This window comes from Nocardiopsis sp. FR4 (assembly GCF_009830945.1).
Lineage (GTDB): Bacteria > Actinomycetota > Actinomycetes > Streptosporangiales > Streptosporangiaceae > Nocardiopsis.
In genome coordinates this window covers 211,545-235,964 of the sequence record NZ_VWVV01000004.1, presented here as the reverse complement: position 1 = coordinate 235,964, position 24,420 = coordinate 211,545, and the positions used below count along the sequence as shown (strand labels likewise).

21 protein-coding genes are annotated in these 24,420 nt (G+C 73.1%); 12 read left to right on the top strand and 9 right to left on the bottom strand.

From position 1 onward, the window contains the following. Positions 1-41 precede the first annotated feature (41 nt). The 6 genes from FYW95_RS07440 to FYW95_RS07415 all read right to left on the bottom strand — a co-directional run bounded on the left by FYW95_RS07440 (position 42) and on the right by FYW95_RS07415 (position 6,270). The gene (locus FYW95_RS07440; RefSeq protein ID WP_159943832.1) at positions 42-1,673 is read right to left on the bottom strand and encodes an acyl-CoA dehydrogenase family protein; all 1,632 of its coding nucleotides are present in this window, start codon (positions 1,671-1,673) and stop codon (positions 42-44) included. A 132-nt stretch (positions 1,674-1,805) separates the two neighbouring features. Beyond that, positions 1,806-2,495 carry a pyridoxine/pyridoxamine 5'-phosphate oxidase gene (locus FYW95_RS07435; RefSeq protein WP_159943833.1) on the bottom strand — a complete coding sequence of 230 codons (690 nt, stop codon included), beginning with the start codon at positions 2,493-2,495 and terminating at the stop codon, positions 1,806-1,808. Positions 2,496-2,635: 140 nt separating this feature from the next. Beyond that, positions 2,636-3,427: a sirohydrochlorin chelatase gene (locus FYW95_RS07430; RefSeq protein ID WP_159943834.1), complete on the bottom strand. Its 792-nt coding sequence runs from the start codon at positions 3,425-3,427 to the stop codon at positions 2,636-2,638. A gap of 109 nt (positions 3,428-3,536) precedes the next feature. After that, the gene (locus tag FYW95_RS07425; protein ID WP_159943835.1) at positions 3,537-4,241 is read right to left on the bottom strand and encodes a phosphoadenylyl-sulfate reductase; all 705 of its coding nucleotides are present in this window, start codon (positions 4,239-4,241) and stop codon (positions 3,537-3,539) included. Next, complete coding sequence (locus tag FYW95_RS07420) at positions 4,238-4,444, bottom strand: hypothetical protein (protein ID WP_159943836.1); 207 nt, start codon at positions 4,442-4,444, stop codon at positions 4,238-4,240. Before FYW95_RS07420 ends, FYW95_RS07425 begins: the two co-directional genes overlap by 4 nt. 128 nt (positions 4,445-4,572) lie before the next feature. Next, positions 4,573-6,270, bottom strand: a complete 1,698-nt coding sequence (locus FYW95_RS07415; RefSeq protein WP_159943837.1) for a nitrite/sulfite reductase — start codon at positions 6,268-6,270, stop codon at positions 4,573-4,575. 395 nt (positions 6,271-6,665) lie between these two features. On the opposite strand from FYW95_RS07415, the gene FYW95_RS07410 reads away from it, so the two are divergent. The 4 genes from FYW95_RS07410 to FYW95_RS07395 all read left to right on the top strand — a co-directional run bounded on the left by FYW95_RS07410 (position 6,666) and on the right by FYW95_RS07395 (position 10,851). Beyond that, positions 6,666-7,676 (top strand): YihY/virulence factor BrkB family protein, encoded by a 1,011-nt coding sequence (locus FYW95_RS07410; RefSeq protein WP_159943838.1) that lies wholly within the window; start codon positions 6,666-6,668, stop codon positions 7,674-7,676. 226 nt (positions 7,677-7,902) lie between these two features. Continuing rightward, positions 7,903-8,247, top strand: a complete 345-nt coding sequence (locus tag FYW95_RS07405; protein ID WP_159943839.1) for a hypothetical protein — start codon at positions 7,903-7,905, stop codon at positions 8,245-8,247. A gap of 385 nt (positions 8,248-8,632) precedes the next feature. After that, a complete protein-coding gene (locus tag FYW95_RS07400; RefSeq protein WP_160050194.1) occupies positions 8,633-10,066 on the top strand; it encodes a hypothetical protein in 1,434 nt (477 codons plus the stop codon). Positions 10,067-10,095: 29 nt separating this feature from the next. Then, entirely contained in the window at positions 10,096-10,851 is a 756-nt protein-coding gene (locus FYW95_RS07395) for a hypothetical protein (protein ID WP_160050193.1), read from the top strand. A 211-nt stretch (positions 10,852-11,062) separates the two neighbouring features. Here FYW95_RS07395 and FYW95_RS07390 read toward each other — a convergent pair whose 3' ends face one another. Beyond that, a complete protein-coding gene (locus FYW95_RS07390; RefSeq protein ID WP_159941951.1) occupies positions 11,063-12,256 on the bottom strand; it encodes an MFS transporter in 1,194 nt (397 codons plus the stop codon). A gap of 340 nt (positions 12,257-12,596) precedes the next feature. Here FYW95_RS07390 and FYW95_RS07385 point away from each other — a divergent pair, with 340 nt between their 5' ends. Continuing rightward, the gene (locus tag FYW95_RS07385) at positions 12,597-13,157 is read left to right on the top strand and encodes a GNAT family N-acetyltransferase (protein WP_159941952.1); all 561 of its coding nucleotides are present in this window, start codon (positions 12,597-12,599) and stop codon (positions 13,155-13,157) included. Positions 13,158-13,283: 126 nt separating this feature from the next. Next, positions 13,284-14,591, top strand: coding sequence for a phosphoribosyltransferase family protein (locus tag FYW95_RS07380; RefSeq protein WP_159941953.1), 1,308 nt, complete (start codon positions 13,284-13,286; stop codon positions 14,589-14,591). A 147-nt stretch (positions 14,592-14,738) separates the two neighbouring features. Here the strand turns inward: FYW95_RS07380 and FYW95_RS07375 are convergent, their stop codons facing one another. Next, positions 14,739-15,038: a WhiB family transcriptional regulator gene (locus tag FYW95_RS07375; protein WP_255459334.1), complete on the bottom strand. Its 300-nt coding sequence runs from the start codon at positions 15,036-15,038 to the stop codon at positions 14,739-14,741. A 754-nt stretch (positions 15,039-15,792) separates the two neighbouring features. On the opposite strand from FYW95_RS07375, the gene FYW95_RS07370 reads away from it, so the two are divergent. From FYW95_RS07370 to FYW95_RS07345, 6 genes are all read left to right on the top strand, one after another. Next, positions 15,793-16,200 (top strand): YccF domain-containing protein, encoded by a 408-nt coding sequence (locus tag FYW95_RS07370; RefSeq protein WP_160050192.1) that lies wholly within the window; start codon positions 15,793-15,795, stop codon positions 16,198-16,200. 98 nt (positions 16,201-16,298) lie between these two features. Beyond that, positions 16,299-17,606 (top strand): AI-2E family transporter, encoded by a 1,308-nt coding sequence (locus tag FYW95_RS07365; RefSeq protein WP_201294758.1) that lies wholly within the window; start codon positions 16,299-16,301, stop codon positions 17,604-17,606. Between the two features lie 258 nt (positions 17,607-17,864). Continuing rightward, positions 17,865-19,463: an ABC-F family ATP-binding cassette domain-containing protein gene (locus tag FYW95_RS07360; RefSeq protein ID WP_159941956.1), complete on the top strand. Its 1,599-nt coding sequence runs from the start codon at positions 17,865-17,867 to the stop codon at positions 19,461-19,463. Positions 19,464-19,701: 238 nt separating this feature from the next. Next, positions 19,702-19,908 carry a helix-turn-helix domain-containing protein gene (locus tag FYW95_RS07355; RefSeq protein WP_159941957.1) on the top strand — a complete coding sequence of 69 codons (207 nt, stop codon included), beginning with the start codon at positions 19,702-19,704 and terminating at the stop codon, positions 19,906-19,908. A 100-nt stretch (positions 19,909-20,008) separates the two neighbouring features. Then, the gene (locus FYW95_RS07350; RefSeq protein ID WP_159941958.1) at positions 20,009-20,839 is read left to right on the top strand and encodes an enoyl-CoA hydratase/isomerase family protein; all 831 of its coding nucleotides are present in this window, start codon (positions 20,009-20,011) and stop codon (positions 20,837-20,839) included. Between the two features lie 453 nt (positions 20,840-21,292). After that, a complete protein-coding gene (locus FYW95_RS07345) occupies positions 21,293-22,864 on the top strand; it encodes a DEAD/DEAH box helicase (protein ID WP_201294745.1) in 1,572 nt (523 codons plus the stop codon). Between the two features lie 119 nt (positions 22,865-22,983). Here FYW95_RS07345 and FYW95_RS07340 read toward each other — a convergent pair whose 3' ends face one another. Beyond that, positions 22,984-24,345 (bottom strand): MFS transporter, encoded by a 1,362-nt coding sequence (locus FYW95_RS07340; protein WP_159941960.1) that lies wholly within the window; start codon positions 24,343-24,345, stop codon positions 22,984-22,986. Between the last annotated feature and the right edge of the window lie 75 nt (positions 24,346-24,420).

The following is a 24,420-nucleotide window of genomic DNA, read 5'->3' as shown; positions in this document are numbered from 1 at the left end:
CGCCCCGGACCGGCCCTCCCCGCGCCGGGAGCCGCCGCCGGTCAGCGGCGCGGCCGCGCCCGGTCCAGGATCAACCCGGTGTCCGCGCCCCGCGGCAGGGTGCCGAACACGTGCCCCCACTCCCCGCCCAGCCGGGAGGCGGTGAAGGCCTCGGCCACGGGGTGGGGCGCGTGCCGCAGCAGCACCGACGCCTGCAGGGTGAGCGCCATCAGCTCCACCACCGACCGCGCCCGGTACTGGGCCCCGTCCGGGTCGGCCAGGACCTGCTCCAGGCGCTTGACCGCCGCGTCGTAGTGCCTGTCCACGCCTCCGGCCGCGCCGAGCTCGGCCCGGAAGGCCTCCAACGGCTCCGGGTCGCGGCCCATCGCCCGCAGCACGTCCAGCGCAGCCACGTTGCCCGAGCCCTCCCAGATGGAGTTGAGCGGGGAGTCCCGGAACAGCCGCGGCATCCCCGACTCCTCCACGTAACCGTTCCCGCCCAGGCACTCCAGCGCCTCGGCGGCGTGCGCGGGCTGGCGCTTGGTCACCCAGAACTTGCCCACCGCCACTCCCAGGCGGCGGAAGGCCGCCTCGCCCGCGTCGCCGGAGACCGCGCGGTCCGCGGCACCGGCCAGGCGCATCATCAGGGCGGTGGCCGCCTCCGACTCCAGGGCCAGGTCGGCGAGCACGTTGCGCATCAGCGGCTGGTCGACCAGGGCCGAGCCGAAGGCCCGGCGGTGCTCGGCGTGGTGCAGCGCCTGCACCACCGCGGCGCGCATGCCCGAGGCCGACCCGATCACACAGTCCAGCCGGGTGCAGTTGACCATCTCGATGATGGTGGGCACCCCCCGGCCCGGCTCGCCGACCAGGTGGGCCACGGCGCCGTCGTACTCCAGCTCCGCCGAGGCGTTGGACCGGTTGCCCAGCTTGTCCTTGAGCCGCTGGATGTGCAGGGCGTTGCGGCCGCCGTCCTCCAGCACCCGGGGCACCAGGAAGCAGGTCAGCCCCTCGGGAGCCTGGGCCAGGGTGAGGAACAGGTCGCTCATCGGCGCGGAGGTGAACCACTTGTGCCCGGTCAGCAGGTAGTGCCCCTCGGCGGCGGGCACCGCGCGCGTGGTGTTGGCGCGCACGTCCGAGCCGCCCTGCTTCTCGGTCATCGACATGCCCGCGAGCAGCCCGCTCTTGGTGTGCGGGGCGCGCAGCCCGAAGTCGTACGTGCGCGCGGTCAGCAGGGGTTCGTAGCGCCGGGCCAGCTCCGGTGCGTGGCGCAGCGCGGGAACGGCCGCGTAGGTCATCGAGATCGGGCACCCGTGGCCCGCCTCGGGCTGGGACCACAGGAAGAACTTGGCCGCGCGCGCCACGTGCGCGCCCGCGCGCCCGTCCGCCCAGGGGGCGGCGTGCAGGCCCTGCTCCACCGCCTGGTCCATGAGCACGTGGTAGGCGGGCTGGTAGTCGACCTCGTCCACCCGGTGCCCGTAGCGGTCGTGCGTGCGCAGCACCGGGGGATAGGTGTTGGCCGACTCGCCCCAGGCCCGGACCCGCTCCGACCCCGCGGCGTCGCCGACCGCGCGCACCTCGGCCTCGGCCCACCCCGCCCCCTCGCGCCGCAACCCCTCCAGGAGCGCGGGATCGTCCCCGGCGGCGTGGTCGCCGAGCGGCGGGGCCTGGTTGAACACCTCGTGGGTCGGGGGCATGGCGGCTGCCTTTCTGGACGGGGTCCGGGCGGGTGGCCGGAGTGCGGGCATCCTACCCCTGGCCGCCCCACCGAACCAGGCTCGGTTTCCCGAACCCCCGCGGGGAACGGGCCCCAGCGGGGGAGGGGACTCCTACGGCCAGAGCAACCCCCGCTCCCAGGGCGCCCCGGTGCCCGGGCGGGTGTAGCGCAGGCGGGTGTGCCGCCGGTCGGGGTCGGCCTGCCAGAACTCCACCTCGGTCGGCCGGACCACGTACAGGCCCCAGTCCCCGGGGACCAGCGCGGGGTCGCCCTCCAGTCTCGCGCGGCTCCGCTCGGCCACCCGGTCGACCTCGGCCGGGTCGTCCAGGGGCTCGCTCTGCCTTCCGTGCAGCCCCGCCACCCGCGACTCCAGCGGCCGGGCCAGGTAGTCCTCGGCGCACCGCCGCGGATCGGCCAGCTCGGCCCGGCCGCGCACCCGCACCTGGCGTCCCTGCGCACTCCAGTAGAACAGCAGCGCCACGCTGGGGTTCGCGGCCAGGTCCCGCCCCTTGGCCGAGGTGGTCGTGGTGGCGAACCACCAGCCCTCGGGGGTGAGGTCCTTCATGATCACCACCCGGGCCGAGGGCGCGCCGGCCCCGTCCACCGTGGTGACCGTCATCGCGTGCGGCTCGGCCACACCGGCGCGCACCGCCTGCGCGAGCCACTCCGGGAACAGCTCCAACGGGTCCTCGGGCGCCGAGGCCGGGTCGAAGTCCGGCAGCTCACCGGCGAACACCGGCAGCCCCCGCAACAGGTCGCGGATACCGCCCCGCGCTGGTCCTCGCTGCTCCGACACGGCCACCCCCGGATACGCGTTGCACAGTGGGCGGAGTCCCCGTCCGCCCACCCTGATTCTTCTGGGCGCGGCCCTTCCGGGCAACCGCGTGCGCGGGGCCGCGGACGACACCCCCGGAGCGCGTGCCCCGCGCCCCCCGGGCGCTCTCAGGCGGCGCGGTCGGCGCGCCGGGCGGCCAGGGCCGCGTCGTAGCGGTCCAGCACCACCCGGGCCAGCTCGGGCGCGTCCCCCAGGGCCTCCGACACCGTCCAGGCGCCCGCCTCCAGCGACTGGGCGCGCACCCGTTCGGCGAAGAACCCCGGTGCCAGCAGGTAGGTCGCCACGGCCACCCGCGAGGCGCCCCGCGCGCGCAGGGCGGCCACGGCCTCGCCCGGCCGCGGGCCCGACGCGGACGCGTACGCCGACACCACCTCCCGCCAGGGACCGCGCCCGGCCAGTTCCGCCGCCGTCGCGGCCACGGTCGCGTTCGCCTCCGGGTCGCTGGAGCCGGCCGAGGCCAGCACCAGCGCCGTGTCCGGGTCGGGGGCGGCACCGGCCTCGGCCAGGCGCCGCTCCACCGCGCGCACCAGCAGCGGGTGGGGGCCCAGGGTGTCGGCGTAGTGCACGCGCAGCCAGGGGCCGCGCTCGCGCGCCCGGGCCAGCACCGCGGGCAGGTCCACCTTGCTGTGGTAGGCCGCCGTCAGCAGGGCCGGCAGTACCACCGTCTCACCCGCCCCGCGGGCGGCCAGCTCCTCCAGGGCCTCCTCCGCGCCGGGCGCCGCGTGGTCCAGGTAGGACACGCGCACGTCCAGTCCCGGCCGCAGCGAGCGCACCCGCGCGAACACCGCCGACACGGACGCCGCCGACCGGGGGTCGGCGCTGCCGTGCGCCACCGCCAGCAGGGGTACCCGCTCCTCCCGGCACCCGCCGCTCGGGGCCCCGGTTCCGTCCGCCGTCATGGTCAACCTCGCCTCGTGGTCGTCGGCACCGCGACCGCTCCTTCCGTCGCGCGGCCCTGGGGGCCGCGGTGCGGGGACGGGCGCACCCGTCCCCGCACGCGGCCCGCGCTCACACGTGGATTCCGCACTCGGTCTTGCCCGTTCCGGCCCACCGGCCGCTGCGCGGGTCCTCGCCCGGCGCCACCCGGCGCGTGCAGGGCTCGCAGCCGATCGAGGGGTAGCCGTCGTACTGGAGCGGGTTCACGAGCACCCCGTTCTCGGCCATGTAGGCGTCCACCTCCTCCTGCGTCCACCGGGCGATCGGGTTCACCTTGGTCATCCGCCGACGCTTGTCCCACTGCACCACCGGGGTGTCGCGCCGGGTCGCGGAGTCGTCCCGGCGCAGACCGGTCAGCCACGCGGAGTAGGGCTCCAGGGCCCGCTTGAGCGGCTCCACCTTGCGCAGGTGGCAGCAGATGCCCGGGTCGCGTCCGTGCAGGCGCGGACCCAGGGCCAGGTCCTGCTCGGCCACCGTGCGGGTGGGCTCGACGTTGATCAGGTTGATGTCGTACACCGAGGCCACCGCGTCACGGGTGCCGATGGTCTCGGGGAAGTGGTAGCCGGTGTCCAGGAAGATGACGTCGATGCCCGGCACCTGCTTGGAGACCAGGTCGACCATGAGCGCGTCGGCCATGGAGGAGGTCATGCACAACCGGTCGCCGAAGGTCTCCGCCGCCCAGGAGATGATCTCCCGGGCCGAGGCCTCCTCCAGTTCGCGTGCGGCCCGCTCGGCGAGCTCGGGACCGCCCAGGGGGGTGATGGTGGTGGAGTTCATTGGTTCCCTTCCGTCGGTCTGGAGGGGGCGCCTTCCGCGGAGAACGACGCGGAGCGCAACCCGACGTACTTGACCCGGAACACCCGGGCGCAGGACAGGCAGGCCCAGGGGTAGCCCTCGCCCCTGACCGGGGCGCCCTCCTCCGGTACCAGGTCCTCGTCGCCGCAGTAGGGGCAGTAGTAGGGCGCGGCCCTCTCGGACATGGCACACCCCTTCCTCTCGCTCGGGTTCCTCGGGGTCTGTTCCCGGCCGGGGGCCGGCCCCGCGCGGGGCCGGCCCGGTCCGGCCGTGCTGCTGCGGGGCGCCGCGGTCGGCACCGCCGCGGCGCGGACTACTTCAGGTCGGCTTCCTCGGCCCTGGCCACCCAGGACGCGAAGGTCTCGCCGCCCTCCTTCTGCTTCTGGAACCGGCGCAGCACCCGCTCGACGTAGTCGGGCAGCTCCTCCGCGGTGGTCTTCAGCCCGCGGACCTTCTTGCCGAAGGACTGGGTCAGGCCCATGCCGCCGCCCAGGTGGATCTGGTAGCCCTCCACCTGCTCGCCCGCCGCGTTCATGACCAGCTGGCCCTTGAGGCCGATGTCGGCCACCTGGATGCGCGCGCAGGAGTTCGGGCAGCCGTTGACGTTGATGGTCAGGGGGTCCTCGAAGTCCGGCAGCCGCTTCTCCAGCTCGTCGATCAGGGAGGAGGCCCGGCCCTTGGTCTCCACGATCGCCAGCTTGCAGAACTCGATGCCGGTGCACGCCATCGTCTGGCGGCGGAACACACTCGGGTTGACCTGCAGGCCCTCGTCCTCCAGGGCGGAGGTGATCGAGGCGACCCGGTCCTCCGCCACGTCGAGGACGACCAGCTTCTGGTCGGCGGTGGTGCGGATGCGGTCCGAACCGTGCTCCTCGGCGATGTCGGCGATACGCAGCAGCGCGGTGCCCGAGACCCGGCCGACCTTGGGCGCGAAGCCCACGTAGAACCGGCCGTCCCGCTGGCGGTGCACTCCCACGTGGTCGCGCTCCACGCCCGGGTCCAGCTCCGGGCCGGGGCCGTCGGCCAGCGCGTACCCCAGGTACTCGTTCTCCAGCACCTCGCGGAACTTCTGAGCGCCCCAGTCCTTGATGAGGAACTTGATCCGGGCGCGGGTGCGCAGGCGCCGGTAGCCGTAGTCGCGGAAGACCGAGCAGACCCCCGCCCACACCTCGCTCACCTGGTCCGGGCGCACGAACGCGCCCAGGCGCTGGGCGAACATCGGGTTGGTGGACAGGCCGCCGCCGACGAAGAGGTCGTAGCCCGCCTCGCCCGCCTCGTTGCGCACGCCCACGAAGGCGACGTCGTTGATCTCGTGGTTGACGCAGTGCGAGGTGCACCCCGAGATCGAGGTCTTGAACTTGCGCGGCAGGTTGGAGTACAGCGGGCTGCCGATGTGGTCGTCGTAGACCTGGCGGATCTGGGGGCTGGCGTCGATGACCTCGTCCTCGGCCACTCCGGCCAGGGGACAGCCCAGGATGACGCGAGGGGTGTCGCCGCAGGCCTCGGTGGTGGACAGGCCCACCGACTCCAGCTTCTCCCAGATCGCCGGGACGTCCTCGACCTGGATCCAGTGGAACTGGACGTTCTGGCGGTCGGTGATGTCGGCGGTGTCGCGCCCGTGGTCGCGGGAGATCTCCCCGATTGCGCGCAGCTGTGCCGCGGAGAGCTGACCGCCGTCGATGCGCACGCGCAGCATGAAGTAGCGGTCGTCGAGCTCCTCGGGCTCCAGGACGGCCGTCTTGCCGCCGTCGATGCCCGGGGCCCGCTGGGTGTAGAGCCCGAACCAGCGGAAACGCCCGCGAAGATCGGCCGGATCGATCGAGTCGAAACCGCGCTTGGAGTAGATGTTGATGATCCGGTCGCGGACGTTGAGCCCGTCGTCGTTCTTCTTGTTCTCCTCGTTCTTGTTCAGCGGCTCGCGGTAGCCGAGGGCCCACTGGCCCTCGCCGCGGCGGCGGCGCGGCTTGGCCGCGGACGCTGTCGTGCCGGGCTGCGCGGAAGAGGGAGGCATCGCGGGTGTCTCCGATGGGTGTCGCGGAGTGCTCACGGCCCCGGCGCCCGCACCGCATCGCCCGTCGCGCGCACATCGTCGTGCTGGCGAACGGGTCGGAATCCGCGTGTGGGAACGAAGAAGAGGGGAGGGCGCCGGTGCCGCGCGCACCCCTGGGGTGCGTCAAAAGGCGGCGAGATTAACCGACGCTGCAACAGATGGCGCTGCGGACCCGAAGGTAGTCCACGTGGCGGCGCACGCAGAGCATGGGGTCCAGAGCAGCGATCATGTCAACGAGAATGTCACGCGGGCCCGGACTTTGTCCAGGCGGCCCCGTGCCGTCGCGGAGTGAGTCACGTCACCCGCCGGACGGTGTCGGAGGCGGCCCCGCCTCCGCGGAGCGCTAACGTTTCCCCGTGGTGGGTTTCTGGGAGGGACTGTGGTTCACGGTCCACGGATGGTTGGAGCGGCACCCCCGTGTGCACAGCGGGATGCTCCTCGTCGTGCGCACCGTTCGCGCCTTCGCCAGGGACCGGGTCGTGGGTCTGGCCGCGGAGTCGGCCTTCTTCACCCTGATCTCCCTGCCCGCGCTCATGCTGGGGCTGCTCGGGGCCCTGGGGCCGTTGGCCGCCGTGCTGGGGGAGGAACTGGTCGAGGAGATCCGGCTGTGGATGCTGGACCTGACCGCGCGGGTACTGACCCCCGACACCGTGGAGACCGTGATGGAGCCGCTCGTCGACGACTTCCTCGGCGGCGTCCCGGGCGGCCTGCTGTCGGTGACCTTCCTGGTGTCGCTGTGGTCGGGGTCGCGGGCGATGAACGTCTTCATCCGCTCCATCACCATCTCCTACGGCCTGGACGAACTGCGCGGCTGGATCCGCCAGCGCGTCCTGGCCTTCGTCGCCTACCTGGGCGGCCTGCTGTTCGCCCTCGTGGTCCTGCCGGTCCTGGTGGCCGGGCCGAACCTGATCCACACCCTGCTGCCCGTGACGGTGGGGCGGCTCAGCCTGTTCTACTGGCCGACCGTCGCGCTGATGGCCACCGCCGCGGTCACCCTGCTCTACGCGCTGAGCGTGCCGGTGCGCACCCCGCTGTGGCGTCACCTGCCCGGGGCTCTGCTGGCCACCCTGGTGCTGGTCGCCGGGTCCGTGGCGCTGCGCGTCTACCTGGACGCCTCCTTCGGGCAGGTGAGCATCTACGGTTCGCTGGCCGCGCCGATCGCCATCCTGGCCTGGCTGTTCGTGATGGCGATCGCCGTGCTGGTGGGATCCTCCTTCAACGCCGAGATCGACGCGATGTGGCCGACCCCGCGCACCGCCGCCGCCCGAGCCGAGATCGCCAACCGGCACTTCGAGCGGGCCAACCGCCTCGTCCAGCGCCGGGAGCGGGCGGTGCTCGACACCCGCGTCGGAGGCGACCGCCGCTGACCGGTTCCGGACGGTCGCGGCTTCGGTGAACCGGGGAACCGGACGGGGCCCGGTCCTGTCGGTGGCGCCGACGCCGTCCGGCGGGCGGGCCGCGCCCCGCCGCCCCGGGCCCGTACGCGCTTTCCGATGGGGAGGGCCAAGCGGGGCTCCCCGTCCTCTTCCCGGCGGCCCTGGCCCCGCTGCCCGTGCTCGGCCTGCGCTTCCCGCGGTGGAGCACCGGCCGTCGGTGCTCTCAGACCAGGTCGGCGCGCGTGGAGGGCCCAGCCCGGTCCTCGCCGCGCGGAGGCGGGAGGAGCGGGAGGGACGCGAGTCGCTGGCCCGGTCCGGGCTGACCGGGCCCAAGGCCACCGGTGTCCGAGGCCCCGAGCAGGTGCCGCCGGGGCCGCACGAGCTCCAGGGCAGGCCCGGCGGGCTCACCAACGCCCCGGTGGCCTTCACCGCGCGGCCGGGGGAGGCGGTGTACTCCACGGTCGCGCCGCGCACGCCGCACCAGGCGGCCAACGCCGACCGCCGCTCCCGTCCGCGGACGTACTTCCAGGTCGTCCGGGTGCCCGAGTGGACACGCAACTGAGCCTCCCGCCTCCCCGAACGGGGGAATTCGGTGGCCGGATCCGGCCAGTTTCGGTGTGAACCTAATAGCTTTCCCATGTGTCCATTCTTCGGGCGGACGGGTGACCACGGTGTCGCCCGTCACCCGGGTCCGGACGATTCCGCAGGTCAACGGAGAAAAACCGGTGCGACAGCCGCAGGTGTGGCGATCGGGGCCCCTGGCGCCGACTCCTGGTCCAAATAGGCGCCGGGGGCGACGATCAGTATCATCGCGTGCAGCATTGACTACGCGTGTGCCGACACCACCGCTTGGTAACCCCCAGGCCGCGATCCGCCGTCATCGCTGACCGAGGTCCCGTACCCCGTACACGAACAGGTCCACGTTTTCCCATGCCTTCGGAGGCACCATGAGCCGGGCGTCCCGACCGGGGCAGTCACGGCCCACCGCCGTCATCGTCATCGCGCCCGACGAACGCACCGCCGAGATCGTCATCGAGGGGCACCGCCAGGTCGTCACCGGCCAGGTCCCCCGGGAGACGCGACGCGCCGCGCTGGACGTCGCCACCGGCTACGCCGCCAGGATCGGGCAGCCGGTCCTCGTCGACGCCCGCGACGCGAACGGCTACTGGCGCCTGGTCGCCACGCCCGACGGTGTGGTGCAGGCCGCCGACCAGGCCGCGCCCGAGCCCGCTCCGACACCGGCGGCCGTGCCTCCGAACGGCGGTTCCAACGGCGGGCGGGGCCTGGTCATCGTGGGAGCCGCCGTGCTCGCCCTCGTGCTCCTCGCGGGTGCGGGCGCGGTGGTCTGGCGCTTCCTGCCCGCGACCGCGGTCGAGCCCGGCCCGCAGGCCACCGCGGACGTGACCACCCTCAACCACCCGGCGCCTCCGCACTTCGCCGCGACCGTCGACTTCAGCCAGGAGCTCGCCCCCGGCACCGAGCCGGGCGTCAGCCGCGAGGGCGACCTGCTCGCCTACGTGGACCCCCGGGAGCGCCTCAACCTGCTCGACGCCGAGGGAGAGCGCCAGTGGTCGGTCGACCTGCCCGCGGCCTCGGGTGAGTTCCTCGGCCCCCCGCGCTTCGCGGAGTACGGCGGTGGGACCGCCATCGTCATGGAGACCGCCGGAACGCTGTGGCTGTGGCCCACCGAGGGCGGCTCCCCCGTCAGCGTGGAGCTGCCAGAGGACACCGCCGCCCGGTACGCGGGCAGCTCCGTGCTCGTGCGCAACGACGAGGAGGCCTTCGTCCCGGTCGACGGGGGGCTCCAGCCGGTCGAGGTCCCCCCGGGCTCCGCGGCCATGCTGGCCGACGGCGAAGAGGTCCTGACCGCCGTTCTCAACGGTCCCTGGGCCTGGGTCGGCGTCGACGGCGGCCACGAGGAGGTCAGCCCCCAGCGGCCCGAGGGAACGGGCGAGATGGAGTCGGTGGTCACCGCCCTGCACGAGTACGTCCTCGTCCGCTGGAAGCCCCGGGACGGTGACGGCACGGTCCTGGCCTTCCACGACAGCCGGGACGGCAGCGTGGTCGGCAGCGCCGAGATCGACCCCGCCGACCTGGAGGACGTGCGCCACCGCTCCGCCCCCGTCGGAACCGAGCTGGTCGCCTACGGCCCCGTGGTGATCGATCCCGCCGGCGGCGGGACCGCGGTGGTTCCCGGCTTCGAGCCCGAGATCGCGGTCGGCTCCCTCGTCTTCGGCCAGCTCGACGGCGCCCTGGTGGCCGTCGACGCCGAGGGCGCGGTCGAGCGGGCCGAGGACGGCTCCGTGCAACCCAGCGGCCTGCTCGGCGAGCGGGCCGTCGTGGTCCATGACGACCACCTCTATGCCATCCCCTCTCAGTAGATCCATCCCCAAGAAAAGAAAGGAGTGGGATGTCCCCCAACAAGCGGGTTTTCACCGTGACGGCGGCCGGCCTGTTCATGGCCGGTTTCTCCGCTGGACCGGCGTTCGCTGACACCCTCCCCGAGGAGACCGTCGAGGCTTCGGCCGTCGACGCCCCGCTCGTCGAGGAGCTCATCGCGGCTCTGGACGTCACCAACCCCGATGACGGTGTGACGCCCCCGGACCCCGGCGACGGCGGGGGTGACCCCGGTGACGGTGTGACTCCTCCGGACCCCGGTGACGGCGGCGGCGACAACGGCGGCGGCGGTGACCCCGGTGACGGCGGTAACCCCGGCGGCGGTGACGGCGGCGACGACGGCAACCCCCCTGGTGGCGGTGACGGCGGTGGCGACAACGGCGGCGGTGACGACGGTTCCGGCGGCGGTGGCGACAACGGCGGCGGTGACGACGGTTCCGGCGGCGGTGGCGACAACGGCGGCGGTGACGACGGTTCCGGCGGCGGTGGCGACAACGGCGGCGGTGACAACGGTTCCGGCGGCGGTGGCGACAACGGCTCCGCCCCCGGTACCGGCGGTTCCGACGGTGACGACGCCGACGAGAGCCTGGGCTCCGGCCTGACGGCCACCGGCGGCGACGCCGGCGGTTCCGGCTCCCGCGGTGGTGACGAGACCCTCGCCACCACCGGCGTCGACATGCAGGGCTTCGTGCTCGGCGGCGCCGTGGTGACGGGTATCGGTGCCCTGGCCCTGTGGGCCAGCGCCCGCCGCCCGGCTCCGATCGCCTAGGGGCCGCCCTCCCCGCGGTTCCCGGCCCCCGGGGCCAGGGTGAGGGCCGACGGCTTCGGCCTGCGGGGCGCCCGGACCCGGATCCCGGCGGAGCCGGGAACCGAGGGAAGCACCACCTGGCGACACACCCCGCACCCGCGGCCCGACCGCGGGTGCACGAGGGCCCCGACCGTCTCCGGACGGCCGGGGCCCTTCGCGCGTCAGGCGTCCCTCAGCCGCGCGGGCGCAGCGCGAAGGCCAGCAGCAGGGCGCCCACCCCGGCCCCGGCGATCACCCACAGCGCCGAGCCGAGGCTGGAGGAGTCGGCCAGGAGGCCCACCAGCGGGGGGAAGGCCAGGAACCCCGCGCGCCCCAACCACCCGACGACCGTGATCCCGTCCCCGGTGCGCACACCCGGCACGCTCCCGGCCGCGGCCAGGGTCAGCGGGAACAGCGTGGACACGCCCAGCCCCATCACACCGAAGCCGATCACCGTGGTCACCGGGTGCGGCAGCAGCAGGGCGAACGCGATCCCGCCGGCGGCCAGCAGACCGCAGGCCCGGCCCACGGTGACGGCGCCGAAGCGGTCGGTCATCCGGTCGCCGAGCAGGCGTCCCACCGTCATCATCGCCTGGCAGGCCACGAACGGCATCGCGGCCAGGAACAGCGGCGCCCCCAGTTCCGAGGTCATGTACACCGCTCCCCAGGAGGCGGCCGAGTCCTCGATGCCCCCGGCGAACATCAGCAGCACGCCCAGCGCCAGCAGCAGCGCGACGGCGCGTCCGGGCACGCGCGTGCGCCTCCCGGTCCCGGAGTCGGTCCCGTCCTCGCGCTCGGTGCTGTCCGGCCCCGGCAGCAGCATCCGGCTCACCATCAGGTTCACGCACACCAGCAGTGCGGTCACGCCGCCCAGGTGCCACAGGATCGGCACCCCGGAACCGGCCATGGCCGCGCCCAGCAGGCCGCCGGAGACCGCGGCCAGGCTCCACAGCGCGTGGAAGGTGTTGATGATGGAGCGCCGGTAACGCCGTTGCACGCGCAGCCCGTGTGAGTTCTGCGCGGAGTCGGTCCAGGCGTCCGCGCTGCCCAGGACGAAGAGCGCCGCCGCGAGCATCCACCAGTTCTGCGCCAGGGCGATGAATGGAAGCGCTCCCAAAGACAGCAGGCTGGTTCCCACCGCCGTCCGGCCGCTGCCGAACCAGTGGATCAGCGGACCCGCGAGCATCCCGGTCAGGATCGCCCCCGTGGGCATCGCCGCGATCGCCAGGCCCAGTTCCGTGTTGCTCAGCCCCAGTTCGGACTTGATCACCGGAAGCCAGGGCACGGCGTTGGTGTAGGTGAAGCCGTTGACGAAGAAGAGGGTGGAGACCGCGGCCCTGGCCCGGCGGGCCTCCGGCGGTGGCGCGGTCCTGGTCTGGGTGTTCAAAAAGCTCCCCCGGTGATGTCGGTGCGCGCAGATGCTATCCATCCCGACCGAAGGTGAACAGGCGTTTGCGCGACCCGCCCTGACGGGCTTGCCATCGCACCCGGACCGGATTTACATAGAGGTTCCGCTCCGTAACCGGGCGGCCCCCCGCCCGTCCCCGACCCCTGATCACCCGCTCTCCGCCACCGGTACCTCCGGCGCCGCCGACCCGCCACCGCGGCCCGGACCCCGGCCCCCGCCCAGCGGCCCGCTCCCGCGCACGGGCACCCAGCCTGCTGTCCGCCGACTCCCTCACGCCGGGAACCGTGTCCGCACGGCCCGGACGGAACCGGAAGATCACATGATCAACACGAGCGCGCTGCGAGACAAACCCACTCTCACCGGGAAAAGCGTACGCCTGGTGCCTCTCTGTTCGGAGCACACCGACGCCTATTTCGCCGCCAGCCTCGACGAGGAGGTCCGCAGACTCACCGGCACCCACCGACAACTCACCTACGCGGAGGCCAAGGAGTGGTGCCAGACCCGCGCGAGCCGCACCGACCGCCTGGACCTGGCCATCACCGCGCCCCGGGACGGCCGCTACCTGGGAGAGCTGTCCATCTACTCGGTGGCCCCCGAGAACGAGAGCGCCGGATACCGCATCGCCCTGTCGGCGATCGAGTTCGCCGGCCGGGGACTCGGACGCGAGGCCACCCAACTCGTGCTGGAGTACGCCTTCGAGCACATCGGCCTGCACCGGGTCTGGCTCTACGTCTACGCCTTCAACATGCGGGCCATCGCCGTCTACCGCTCCTGCGGCTTCACCGTCGAGGGGCGGCTGCGCGACTCCCTGCTGTGGGAGGGGCGGCGCCACGACGCCCTGCTCATGGCGGTGCTCAGGAACGACTTCCGCCCCACCTGAGGTCTTTTGCTCGGATGCGGGGTTGCGACCGCCGTGTCGGGGGGTATCTCGGTACCACCTTCCAGCGGCTCATCCACACAGCCGAGAGGAGCGGTACCGGGGCCCGGGTCCCGGACCGGTGAGGACATGAACCCAGTACCCGTTTCACTGCCCTTCGCCGACCGGTCGGAGGCGGGACGCCGCCTCGCGGAGCGGGTGCGCCCCTTCGCGGTCAACGATCCGCTCGTGCTGGCCCTGCCCCGAGGCGGGGTACCGGTCGGCGCGGAGCTCGCCCGGCGGCTCGACGCCGACTTCGACGTGCTCATGGTCCGCAAGATCGGCCTGCCCGGCCACCCGGAGCTGGGGGTCGGGGCGATCGCCGAGGACGGGCGCGTGCACTACGACGACCTCGCCCTGGCCCGGATGCACGTGCCCCGCCAGGCCCTGTCCGCCACCGTCGCCGCAGAGCGCGACGAACTCGACCGCAGGCGCCGGGTCTACCGCGGCGAGCGCCCGGCGCCCAGGATCGCCGGGCGCGACTGCGTGGTCGTGGACGACGGCGTCGCCACCGGCGGCACCGCCCGGGCCGCCCTGCGGATGGTCCGCCAGGCCGGACCCGCGCGGCTGGCCCTGGCCGTTCCCGTGGCCTCGCCGGAGGCGGTCGAACTGCTGCGGGAGGAGGCCGACGCGCTGGTGGTGCTCAGCGCGCCGGACAACTTCCGCGCGGTGGGGGAGTGGTACCGCGACTTCGGCCAGCTCTCCGACCACCACGTCACCGCGATCCTGGCCGAGCGCGGCCGCTCCGAGGACCCCGACGTGACCCGGGGCGTGCGCGTGCGCGCCGGAGGGGTCTACCTCGACGGCGACCTCACCGTGCCCCCGGCGCCGCGCGGGGCGGTGGTGGTGGCCGCGGGCCGGGCGGACGAGTCCTGGCGCCCGGCGGCCTCGGCCCTGCGACGGGCGGGGTACGCCACCCTGGTCCTGGACCTGCTGACCGACCAGGAGAGAGCGGAGGGAGGTGCGGGCGCCGGGGGACCCGGGCCCGCCCCGTTCGGCGAGCGGTTGAACGCAGCGGTCACCTGGCTGCGCCGGGCCACGGATGCCGCCGACGGCCCCCTGGGCGTGCTGGCCTCGGGCGAGGCCGCCGCGGCGGCCCTGGCCACCGCGGCCGAACGCCCTGAGGACGTGGCCGCGGTGGTGGTGCACGGCGGCCGGATCGACCTGGCCGAGGAGAGCCTGCCCGGTGTGCGGGCACCGGTCCTGGTCCTGGTGGAGGGCGGGGACTCCTTCGTGCGCGAACTCGGGGAGTGGGCGCGCGGCCGGATGGGCGGACCCACCGACCTGCGGGTCATGGAGGGCGCCGAACGGCTGCTCGGTGACGCGCACGTCTGGGACCGGGTGGTCTCCGAGGCCCTGGACTGGTTCGACGAGCACATGCCCCGGAACCCGGGCTGAGCCCGTCCCCGCCGTTCCCGGCCCGCCGCCGGAGCGGCGGGCCGCAGGCACGAGAAAACCCGCGGCGCCCTCGACGGTGTTCGTCGGGGCGCCGCGGGTTGTTCGGGGGCCGGGGCCACCGGGGGAGATCCGCAGGTGAGAACCTGACTAGGCAGCGTTGGCGCGGCGCATACGGCGACGGCGCTCGGAAGCGCGCTCGTCCTCGTTCAGGCCGCCCCAGGTGCCGTACTTCTCCGGACGCGAGATCGCATAGTCCAGGCACTCGTTACGGACAGGGCAGGCCGCACAGATCTCCTTGGCCTTGCGCTCACGGATCTCCCGCTCGGGCTGGCGTTCGCCGTCCGGGCCGAAGAAGAGCACAAGGTCCTCGCCCCGGCACGCGGCGGCATCCTGCCACCCCCAGCTCGGGCGGGGGCGCAGCGCGGCCTGCCGGCGTACCTGAGACATGCTTGAACCACCTCTACTGAAATCACTAGTAAGCTGTCGGAAAAAGCTTCAGTCACCAAAAGTTGGTCATGCGGCGTGAGCCACCCCGCACGACGCAAACGCCATGGGGTGCGAGCGATGTTCCCCGGTGTGGCTGAGACCACGAGAAGCACAGCCTTGCGGCACTGAACCCGCCGACGGCGGAGTGCTCTCACGCGAACGGCTGCGGAGGCGGTGACGGCCTCCGTCCGAGCCGGTACGTAATCATGCCATCCCCACTCCCGCTCATGCACGGGGGGTGGGGAAATTCCTCGCCCAACCGTTACCGAAATCAGTCGTGAACTGACCGGTCTACGGTTGTTTGTCCGAGTTTGCCGCTTAGCACAAGATCTGGTGTCTTGCGAAGGACACAGCACATCGTATGGTGCGATGTCCCTCCTGCCTAGGGGGTCCTCCTGATACACCGATCACATTCCGGTCCGCGCCTTGTTCCGAGTTCGGGCCTGGCCGGATGTCCTCACCCTCCGTCGCCGCCCCCGGGGCGCCCTTGGCCCCCCGCCTACCCCCCGAACACGTCGCGACACGCCGGTCCCGCCTCGCGTGAGGGGCCCGCACCCCCTCCCACGTGCGTCGGAACCTTCCCCTAGGGGAAGTGTCAGGGAGGAGCGCCAGAACGGGTCGTGGTGCGCGTGCGTCCCAGGCGGTAGAACACAACGGACGCGGCCCCGGCCGCGCGCTCCCGACAGCGGGACCGAAACAAGGAGGAAGGCACACCGTGGCCCTCGTGCGGCTCATCCTGAACATCATCTGGATCTTCGTCGCCGGATTCTGGTTGGCGATCGGCTACATCCTCGCCGGTCTCATCTGCTGCGTCCTGATCGTCACCATCCCCTTCGGCATCGCCTCCTTCCGCATGGCCAACTACGCGTTCTGGCCCTTCGGCCGGGACGTGGTCCGCAGGAACGGGGCGGGCGGCGGCAGCACCGCCCTCAACGTCATCTGGGTGATCGTCGCCGGATGGTGGCTGGCCCTCGGCCACATCGCCACGGCGCTCGGCCTGGCGGTCACTATCATCGGAATCCCCATGGCCTGGGCCTCGCTGAAGATGATCCCCCTGGCCCTGGCGCCCTTCGGCAACGAGATCGTCGCCAGCGGCCACACCCGGGAACCCTGGCAGTTCTGACAGCGTTAACCGGGGGCCGGAGAGCCCCCGGATCCCCCCGGGCGCCCGTCCCGCAACATCCGGAGAATGGAGTCCATGTGCAAGCCCAGCGGCCGGGAGTGTGGGCGCTCCTGAACAAGTGGCTCGAGGCCCGCAGGGCCCGCGCCGAGCGCCTCGCCCGACTGGAGGAGCAGAGCCAGTGCGCCCAGGCCGAGGCCCAGGCCGCGAAGGAGAGCGTGGCCGAACAGAGCTCCGGCTCCGACGACCTGCTGCGCACCATCAGCGACGTGGCCTGGCGGGTCCTGCTGATCGGCGTGGTGGCGGCGCTGCTCGTCTACGCGCTCATCTACCTGTCGGTCGTCACCCTGCCGGTGATCCTGGCGGTGTTCCTCACCGCGCTGCTCATGCCGATCGCCAGCGCGCTGCGTTCCAGAGGGCTGGGCCGGGGCAGCTCCACCGCGCTCGCGCTCCTGGTCGGCCTCATCGTGTTCGGCGGTGTGATCTCGCTGATCGTCACCCCGGCCATCCAGGGTTTCGGCCCCCTGGTCGACAGCGTCACCAGCGCGGTCCGGGAGCTGCAGAACATCCGGGTGCCCTTCGGGCTCGACCCGGCGCTGTTCACCGACATGCTCGACGACGCCTGGCTCCAGATCGAGAACATGATCACCCAGAACCAGGACCAGCTGCTCAGCGGCGCGTGGACCGCCACTTCGGCGGTCATCTCGGTCCTGGTCGGCCTCGTCCTCATCATCGCCCTGACCGTGTACTTCGTGCACTCGGGCGACCAGCTCACGGAGTGGCTGCTGAGCCTGCTGCCGCCCCGGTCCCGGCCGGGCCTGAGCCACGCGGGGGAGGTCGCCTACGGGGTGATGGGGCGCTACGTGCGCGGGGTGGCCGCGGTCGGCTTCTTCGACGCCGTCGGCATCGGCATCGCCCTGGTCGTCTTCCTCGACATCAACCTCGCCATCCCGCTGATCGTGCTCACCTTCATCGGCGCCTTCCTGCCGATCATCGGGGCCTTCCTCACCGGCCTGCTCGCCGCCCTGGTCGCCTTCGTGACCGAGGGCTGGATCGTGGCGCTGATCATCGTCGGCGCCGTGATCCTGGTGCAGCAACTGGAGAGCAACGTCTTCGCGCCGCGCATCTACGGCGCCTCCCTGGACCTGCCCTCGCCGATCGTGCTCATCTCGATCTCCGTCGGCGCCGTCGTCGGCGGGGTCCCGGGCATGTTCCTGGCCACTCCGGTGGTCGCCGTGCTGGCCGCGCTGCTGCGCAACCGGCCGCCCGCCTCGGGCCGGGACGACGAACCCGGCGAGAGGGCGGAGGTCACCAGGGTGCACACGGACACGGTCGTGGTCAGGAACGAGGGGGAGGGGCCCGCGGAGGAGGGCGGCGCCACCTCCGCGGACACCTCCGAACAGAGGTGACGTCTGCGGCGCGGCGGCCGTCCGCCGCGCCGCAGACGCCGCGAACACGCCGGGAATGCGCCGCGCCCCCGATCCGTTGGCCGGACGGGGGCGCGTCCGTGCCCGGGGGCCGAAACTCCCGTGCCGCCCTCCACCGGTGCCGTTAGTCTGGGTCGGTCGGCCGAGGCCGCCCCCCAACCCCCACGCGGGCCACGACGCCCGCGCCCAGCGCGCCCGACCGGACACGACCGTCCCACGACCTGTGTAGGAAGCCGCACCATGCTGATCGCCACCGACCTCGAACTGCGTGTCGGTCCTCGCCTCCTGTTGGAGCCGACCACCTTCCGCGTCGCCGCCGGGGACCGGATCGGACTGGTCGGCCGCAACGGCGCGGGCAAGACCACCATGACCAAGGTCCTGGCGGGCGAGGGCCTGCCCACCGGGGGGACCGTCACCTCCTCCGGCACCATCGGCTACCTCCCCCAGGACCCGCGCACCGGCGACCTGGACGTGATCGCCCGGGACCGGGTTCTGTCCGCGCGCGGCATCGACGAGGCCCTCAAGGGGCTGCGCGAGGCCGAGAAGAAGATGGCCAGCACCGACACCAAGACCCGCAACAAGGGTGTGCGCGCCTACGCCCGCTGGGAGGAGCGCCTGCACGTGCTGGGCGGCTACTCCGCCGAGTCCGAGGCCGCCGCCATCGCCTCCAGCCTGGGCCTGCCCGACAAGGTGCTCGACCAGCCCCTGCACACCCTCTCGGGCGGCCAGCGCCGCCGCATCGAACTGGCCCGGATCCTCTTCAGCGGCGCGGACACCCTGCTGCTGGACGAGCCGACCAACCACCTGGACGCCGACTCCATCTCCTGGCTGCGCGACTTCCTCAAGTCCCACCAGGGCGGGCTCATCGTGATCAGCCACGACGTCGAGCTGGTCGAGCACGTGGTGAACAAGGTGTTCTACCTGGACGCCAACCGCAGCGCCATCGACATCTACAACATGGGCTGGAAGCAGTACCTGGCCCAGCGCGAGGCCGACGAGCGCCGCCGCAGGCGGGAGCTGGCCAACGCCGAGAAGCAGGCCGACGCGCTGCGCAAGCAGGCGGACAAGTTCCGCTCCAAGGCCACCAAGGCGCGTGCCGCCCAGCAGATGCTCAACCGCGCCGACCGCCTCCTGGACGGGGTGTCGGGCGTGCGCCAGGCGGACAAGGTGGCCAAGCTGCGCTTCCCCGACCCCGCGCCCAGCGGCCGCACGCCGCTCATGGCCGAGGGGCTGTCCAAGTCCTACGGCTCCCTGGAGATCTTCACCGGCGTGGACCTGGCCATCGACCGGGGCAGCCGCGTGGTCATCCTCGGCCTCAACGGCGCGGGCAAGACCACCCTGCTGCGCCTGCTCGGGGGTGTGGAGGAGCCCGACACCGGCCGGGTGGTCCACGGCCATGGGCTCAAACTCGGCTACTACGCCCAGGAGCACGAAACCCTGGACGTGGACCGGACCGTGCTGGAGAACATGATGAGCGCGGCCCCGGACCTGCCGGAGGTGGAGGCGCGGCGCACGCTCGGCTCGTTCCTGTTCACCGGCGACGACGTCGACAAGCCCGCGGGCGTGCTCTCCGGCGGTGAGAAGACCCGGTTGGCCCTGGCCACGCTGGTGGTCTCCAGCGCCAACGTCCTGCTGCTGGACGAGCCCACCAACAACCTCGACCCGGCCAGCCGAGAGGAGATCCTGGCGGCGCTGCGGGGCTACAAGGGCGCGATCGTCCTGGTCACCCACGACGAGGGCGCGGTCGAGGCGTTGCAGCCCGAGCGCGTCATCCTGCTGCCCGACGGGGTGGAGGACGTGTGGAACGCCGAGTTCGAGGACCTCGTGGCGCTGGCCTGACCGCGCTCCGCCCCGGCCGTCTCCCCGCGGCGGCGGGCACGCCCCGCGGGTGCCGGACGCACCAGGGGCCGTGAGGTTCACCCCGTTCCTTTTCGGTCATGGATTGCCGCGTTCCGAAACGGGTTCTCGGAACGCGGTCCCGCCCGTCGCGGCCCCGCCGTGTGGCGTGGCGCGCGCGGCATCCGTGATCATGAGGGGATGTTGGTCAGGGTGACCGAACGACTCGGAGGAGTGACCAGTGAACGATGTGCCGGGCAAGGGCAGGCGCCTGGTGGGGCCCGACCGCTCCGAACTCGCGGCCCAGCTCAAGCGCCGCTACGACGCGGGTGAGAGCATCCGGATGCTGGCGGCGGCCACGGGCCGCTCCTACGGTTTCGTCCACCGGCTGCTGAGCGAGGCGGGAGTGGACCTCCGGGGCCGCGGCGGGGCCACCCGCAGAGCCTGAGGGCGCGCGCACGGGTTCCGCCCGTGCGCGCGACCTCGCCGCCCGCCTTCGGTTACTGATGAGTAATATCTGGGTGACACCGAACACGACGGAGGAACCCATGGCACAGGCGTCGAGCGGCCGCGCGCTGCCCACCGAGGAGGAGCTCTCCCGGGCCCGGCTCAGGCTGCGGGTGGAGGGGCCGGTCGCCCGGATCACCATCAGCCACCCCGAGCGCCGCAACGCGATGACCGGACGCACTTGGACCACTCTGGCCCACATCGGCCACGCCCTTCCCGAGGATGTCCGAATCGTGGTCCTGGAGGGGGAGGGCGACATCTTCTCCGCCGGAATCGACCTCGGGATGTTCAGCCCCGAGGGGGTCGACGGTGAGCGCTCCCTGGTCGGCGGGCTCGCCGACGGCACCGCCACCGAGGCCGAGGTCCGGGACTACGTCGCCGGTCTGCAGGAGGGGTTCCTGTGGCTGCGCCGCCCCGACCTGGTCAGCGTCGCCGCCGTGCGCGGCCATGCCATCGGCGCGGGTTTCCAGCTGGCCCTGTCCTGTGACATCCGCATCCTGGCCGACGACGCGCAGCTGTGCATGAAGGAGCCCGCCCTGGGCCTGGTCCCCGACCTCACCGGCACCAAGCCCCTGGTCGACATCGTCGGGGTCAACCGCGCCGTCGAGATCTGCCTGACCGCGCGCCGGGTCGGCGCGCACGAGGCCCGAGACCTGGGCCTGGCCGAGCTGGTGGTGGGCGCCGACGAGCTCTCCGGCGCCGTGGACGACGTCGTCGCCGCCCTGCTGGCCACCGACCGCGAGGCCGCCACCGCCACCAAGGCCCTGCTCCAGCAGGCCCCGGGCAACACGCTGGCCGAACAGGCCGAGGCCGAGCGCCGGGCCCAGGTGGCCCGGCTCACCGCGCTGGCCCGGGCCGCGAACGCCGACTGAGGCCGACCGCGCCCGCGCGGGGCCCGCGCACCGGGCCGGCCGGCGCGCGGGCGCGCTCCCCCCGGGGCGGGCGGGGCGTCAAACCCGTACCGGGGGAGACCCGTATCACCGGGGAAAAACCGCGTCCGGGTCCACGCGGCCAGGCGTTCTCTAGTAGGCTGCTGCAAGCGGTCGTGACATGCCGCGCGCATCCGAGCGCGCCGAGGCCGCGCAAGACGCGGACAGCGTGCCGACCCGGTCGGCGCCGCTCTGACCCGAAGAGTCGCTCGTCTCCCCCACAGCAGTGAGGAACTCGCGAGCTCAGGAGCCCCGTATTTCGCAAGGGGCCCGCTTCCGCGTGTGATCAGGCGCGTTTGTGTGATTTCTTCGCTGGCCCGGCCGTGTGGAGCCTTCCTCGAAACGCTGCCAAACGATGAGGAAGGTACACGTCACTTGACGACGGACACTGCCGTAATGCCCGCTTTCGACACCCTGGGACTTCCCCAGGACATCGTCGCTGAGCTGGCCAAGAACGGTGTGACCACCCCGTTCCCGATCCAGGCCGCCACCATTCCCGACGCTCTCGAGGGCCGCGACGTCCTCGGCTGCGGCCGCACCGGATCGGGTAAGACCCTGGCCTTCGGCCTGCCGGTCCTCGTGCGCGCCGCCGAGCGCCGCGCCGCCGCCAACCGCCCCCGGGCCCTGATCCTGGTCCCGACCCGCGAGCTGGCCCACCAGGTCCGCGACGCCCTGCGCACCTACGCCCGCATCGTGGGCGCCCGCGTGGGCGACGTCGTCGGCGGCAGCTCCTACACCCGCCAGATCAACGAGCTGCGCCGCGGCGTCGAGGTCCTGGTCGCCACTCCGGGCCGCCTCACCGACCTCATCGACCAGGGCGCCTGCGACCTGGGCGACGTGGAGGTCTCGGTGCTGGACGAGGCCGACCAGATGTGCGACATGGGCTTCATGCCGCAGGTCAGCGAGCTCCTGGACCAGGTGCACCCCGACGGCCAGACCCTGCTGTTCTCGGCCACGCTCGACGGCGACGTCGACAAGCTGGTCCGCAAGTACATGAACGACCCGCAGACCCACTCGGTGGACCCGCCGGTCTCGCAGGTCACCACGATGGAGCACCACCTGCTCAAGGTGCTGCCCCGCGACAAGAACAAGATCGTCACCCAGATCGCCGCGCGCGACGGGCGCACCATCCTGTTCGTGCGCAGCAAGTACCGCGCCGACACCATCAGCGAGCAGCTGATCCAGGCCGGGGTGCCCTGCGCCTCCCTGCACGGCGGCAAGACCCAGAGCGTGCGCACCCGCACCCTGGCCAAGTTCCGCGAGGGCCGCATCCAGGCCCTGGTCGCCACCGACGTCGCCGCGCGCGGCATCCACGTCGACGGCATCGACCTGGTCGTCAACGTCGACCTGCCCACCGGCCACAAGGACTACCTGCACCGAGGCGGCCGCACCGCCCGCGCGGGCTCCTCGGGCGCCGTGGTCTCCCTCGTGGCGCCCAACCAGCGCCGCATGGCCCGCCGTCTGCTCAGCGACGCCGGCGTCGAGGCCAAGCAGCACCTGGTCAACCCCGGTGACGAGCTGCTCACCGAGGTGACCGGGGCCAAGGAGCCCTCCTGGGAGCCGTGGATCGAGCCGCCGGAGCCGGTGCGCGAGCGCCGCGGCCGCGGCGGCCCCCGCCGTAGCGGCGGCTACCGCGGTGGTTACCGCGGCGACCGCAGCGGCGGCGGTGGCGGTTACCGCGGCGGCAGCGGCGGCGGCTACCGGGGCGACCGCCCGCGCGGCGAGCGCTCCGAGGGCGGCTACCGCGACGGCGACCGTCCGCGCGGTGAGGGCGGCGGCTACCGGGGCGACCGCCCCGGCGGTGAGCGCCGCGAGTTCACCCCGCGCGGTGAGGGCGGCTACCGCGGCGGCGAGCGCCGTGGCGGCGGTGGCGGTTACCGCGGCGGCGCCGGCGGCGGCTACCGGGGCGACCGCCCGCGCGGCGGCCCGCGCCGGGGCGAGCGCTACGACGCCGCTCCGCAGCACTAGCGAGCGCGGTCACTCCGCTGGGAGCGCGTTGACGGGCCGTCCTCGCGGGGGCGGTTGACACAGCGACGGGCCCGGGTCCGGCAGGTGGCACCTGCCGGACCCGGGCCTTTTCACCGGGGTCACGAACTCCTCTCGGACACTGACCCCTCCGGCGCCGCCACCCGGCGCAGATCGCGGCCCCGGGTCTCCCGGGAGGCCGCGACCGCGACCAGGGTGACCGCCCCCATCGCGGCCACGTACAGCGAGATCGGCGTGCTGGTGCCGAAGGAGGCCAGCAGCGCCGTGGCGATCAGCGGCGCCAGGCCGCCCGCCACGATCGACGCCAGCTGGTAGCCCACAGAGGCGCCCGAGTAGCGCACCCGCGTGCTGAACAGCTCGGAGAAGAACGCGGCCTGCGGGCCGTACATCGCCCCGTGCAGCACCAGGCCCACCGTCGCTGCCAGCGTCACCGACCCGAAGGTGCCCGCATCGACCAGCGGGAAGAAGGCGAAGGCCCACAGCGCCATGCCCGCCGCGCCCAGGGCCGTCACCGGACGGCGTCCGATCCGGTCCGAGAGCGCCCCCCAGGCCGGAATGGTCACCAGGTGCACGGCCGAGGCCGCGAGCACCGCGTTCAGGACTTGGCCGTTGGGCATCTGCGCCTGCTGGGTGGCGTAGACCAGGATGAAGGCCGTCACGACGTAGTAGGAGACGTTCTCGGCCATGCGCACGCCCATGGCCACCAGGGCCTCGCGCCAGTGGTCGCGCAGTACGCCCAGGATGGGGGCGCGCTCGGGCGCCGCCGCGCCCGCCGCCCGCTCGCTGGCCTCCCGGAAGACCGGGGACTCGCTCACCGCCAGCCGGATCCACAGTCCGATGAGCACCAGTACGCCCGAGAGCAGGAACGGGATCCGCCAGCCCCAGGACAGGAAGGCCGCGTCGGTCATCGCCACGGCCAGGACGGCCAGCACGGCGGTGGCCAGCAGGTTGCCGCCCGGAGCGCCCGCCTGCGGCCAGGAGGCCCAGAAACCCCGGTGGCGGGGGGATCCGTGCTCGGCCACGAGCAGCACGGCGCCGCCCCACTCCCCGCCCAGGGCGAAGCCCTGGACCACCCGCAGCAGGGTCAGCAGCAGCGGAGCGGCCACGCCGACGGCCGCGTAGGTGGGCAGCAGGCCGATCGCGAACGTGGCGCCGCCCATCAGCAGCAGGCTGAGCACCAGCAGCCGCTTGCGGCCGATCCGGTCGCCGAAGTGGCCGAAGACCAGGCCGCCCAGGGGGCGTGCGACGAACCCCACGGCGTAGGTGGTGAAGGCCAGCATGGTGCCGACCAGCGGGTCGGACTCGGGGAAGAAGACGCGGTTGAAGACCAGGGCGGCCGCGGACCCGTACAGGAAGAAGTCGTACCACTCGATCGTCGTGCCGATGAGGCTGGCCACGACCACCCGGTGGAAGGGCGTCCCGCGCCGGTCCGGCGCCGGTGACGGGGAGGTGTTGTGTTCCATGCCCGGAACCGTAGGCAGCGGCGACGGGGCTGACCATGGGTGCCCCCACCACAGGCGGCGGCGCGATCATGTGCG

Bases quoted from the DNA above. Each gene is read 5' to 3' on its own strand.
- FYW95_RS07425 (WP_159943835.1), bottom strand. From the start codon at position 4,241: ATGAACTCCACCACCATCACCCCCCTGGGCGGTCCCGAGCTCGCCGAG.
- FYW95_RS07415 (WP_159943837.1), bottom strand. From the start codon at position 6,270: ATGCCTCCCTCTTCCGCGCAGCCCGGCACGACAGCGTCCGCGGCCAAG.
- FYW95_RS07400 (WP_160050194.1), top strand. From the start codon at position 8,633: ATGAGCCGGGCGTCCCGACCGGGGCAGTCACGGCCCACCGCCGTCATC.
- FYW95_RS07420 (WP_159943836.1), bottom strand. From the start codon at position 4,444: ATGTCCGAGAGGGCCGCGCCCTACTACTGCCCCTACTGCGGCGACGAG.
- FYW95_RS07350 (WP_159941958.1), top strand. From the start codon at position 20,009: ATGGCACAGGCGTCGAGCGGCCGCGCGCTGCCCACCGAGGAGGAGCTC.
- FYW95_RS07375 (WP_255459334.1), bottom strand. From the start codon at position 15,038: ATGTCTCAGGTACGCCGGCAGGCCGCGCTGCGCCCCCGCCCGAGCTGG.
- FYW95_RS07360 (WP_159941956.1), top strand. From the start codon at position 17,865: ATGCTGATCGCCACCGACCTCGAACTGCGTGTCGGTCCTCGCCTCCTG.
- FYW95_RS07380 (WP_159941953.1), top strand. From the start codon at position 13,284: ATGAACCCAGTACCCGTTTCACTGCCCTTCGCCGACCGGTCGGAGGCG.
- FYW95_RS07440 (WP_159943832.1), bottom strand. From the start codon at position 1,673: ATGCCCCCGACCCACGAGGTGTTCAACCAGGCCCCGCCGCTCGGCGAC.
- FYW95_RS07340 (WP_159941960.1), bottom strand. From the start codon at position 24,345: ATGGAACACAACACCTCCCCGTCACCGGCGCCGGACCGGCGCGGGACG.
- FYW95_RS07385 (WP_159941952.1), top strand. From the start codon at position 12,597: ATGATCAACACGAGCGCGCTGCGAGACAAACCCACTCTCACCGGGAAA.
- FYW95_RS07430 (WP_159943834.1), bottom strand. From the start codon at position 3,427: ATGACGGCGGACGGAACCGGGGCCCCGAGCGGCGGGTGCCGGGAGGAG.
- FYW95_RS07395 (WP_160050193.1), top strand. From the start codon at position 10,096: ATGTCCCCCAACAAGCGGGTTTTCACCGTGACGGCGGCCGGCCTGTTC.
- FYW95_RS07345 (WP_201294745.1), top strand. From the start codon at position 21,293: ATGCCCGCTTTCGACACCCTGGGACTTCCCCAGGACATCGTCGCTGAG.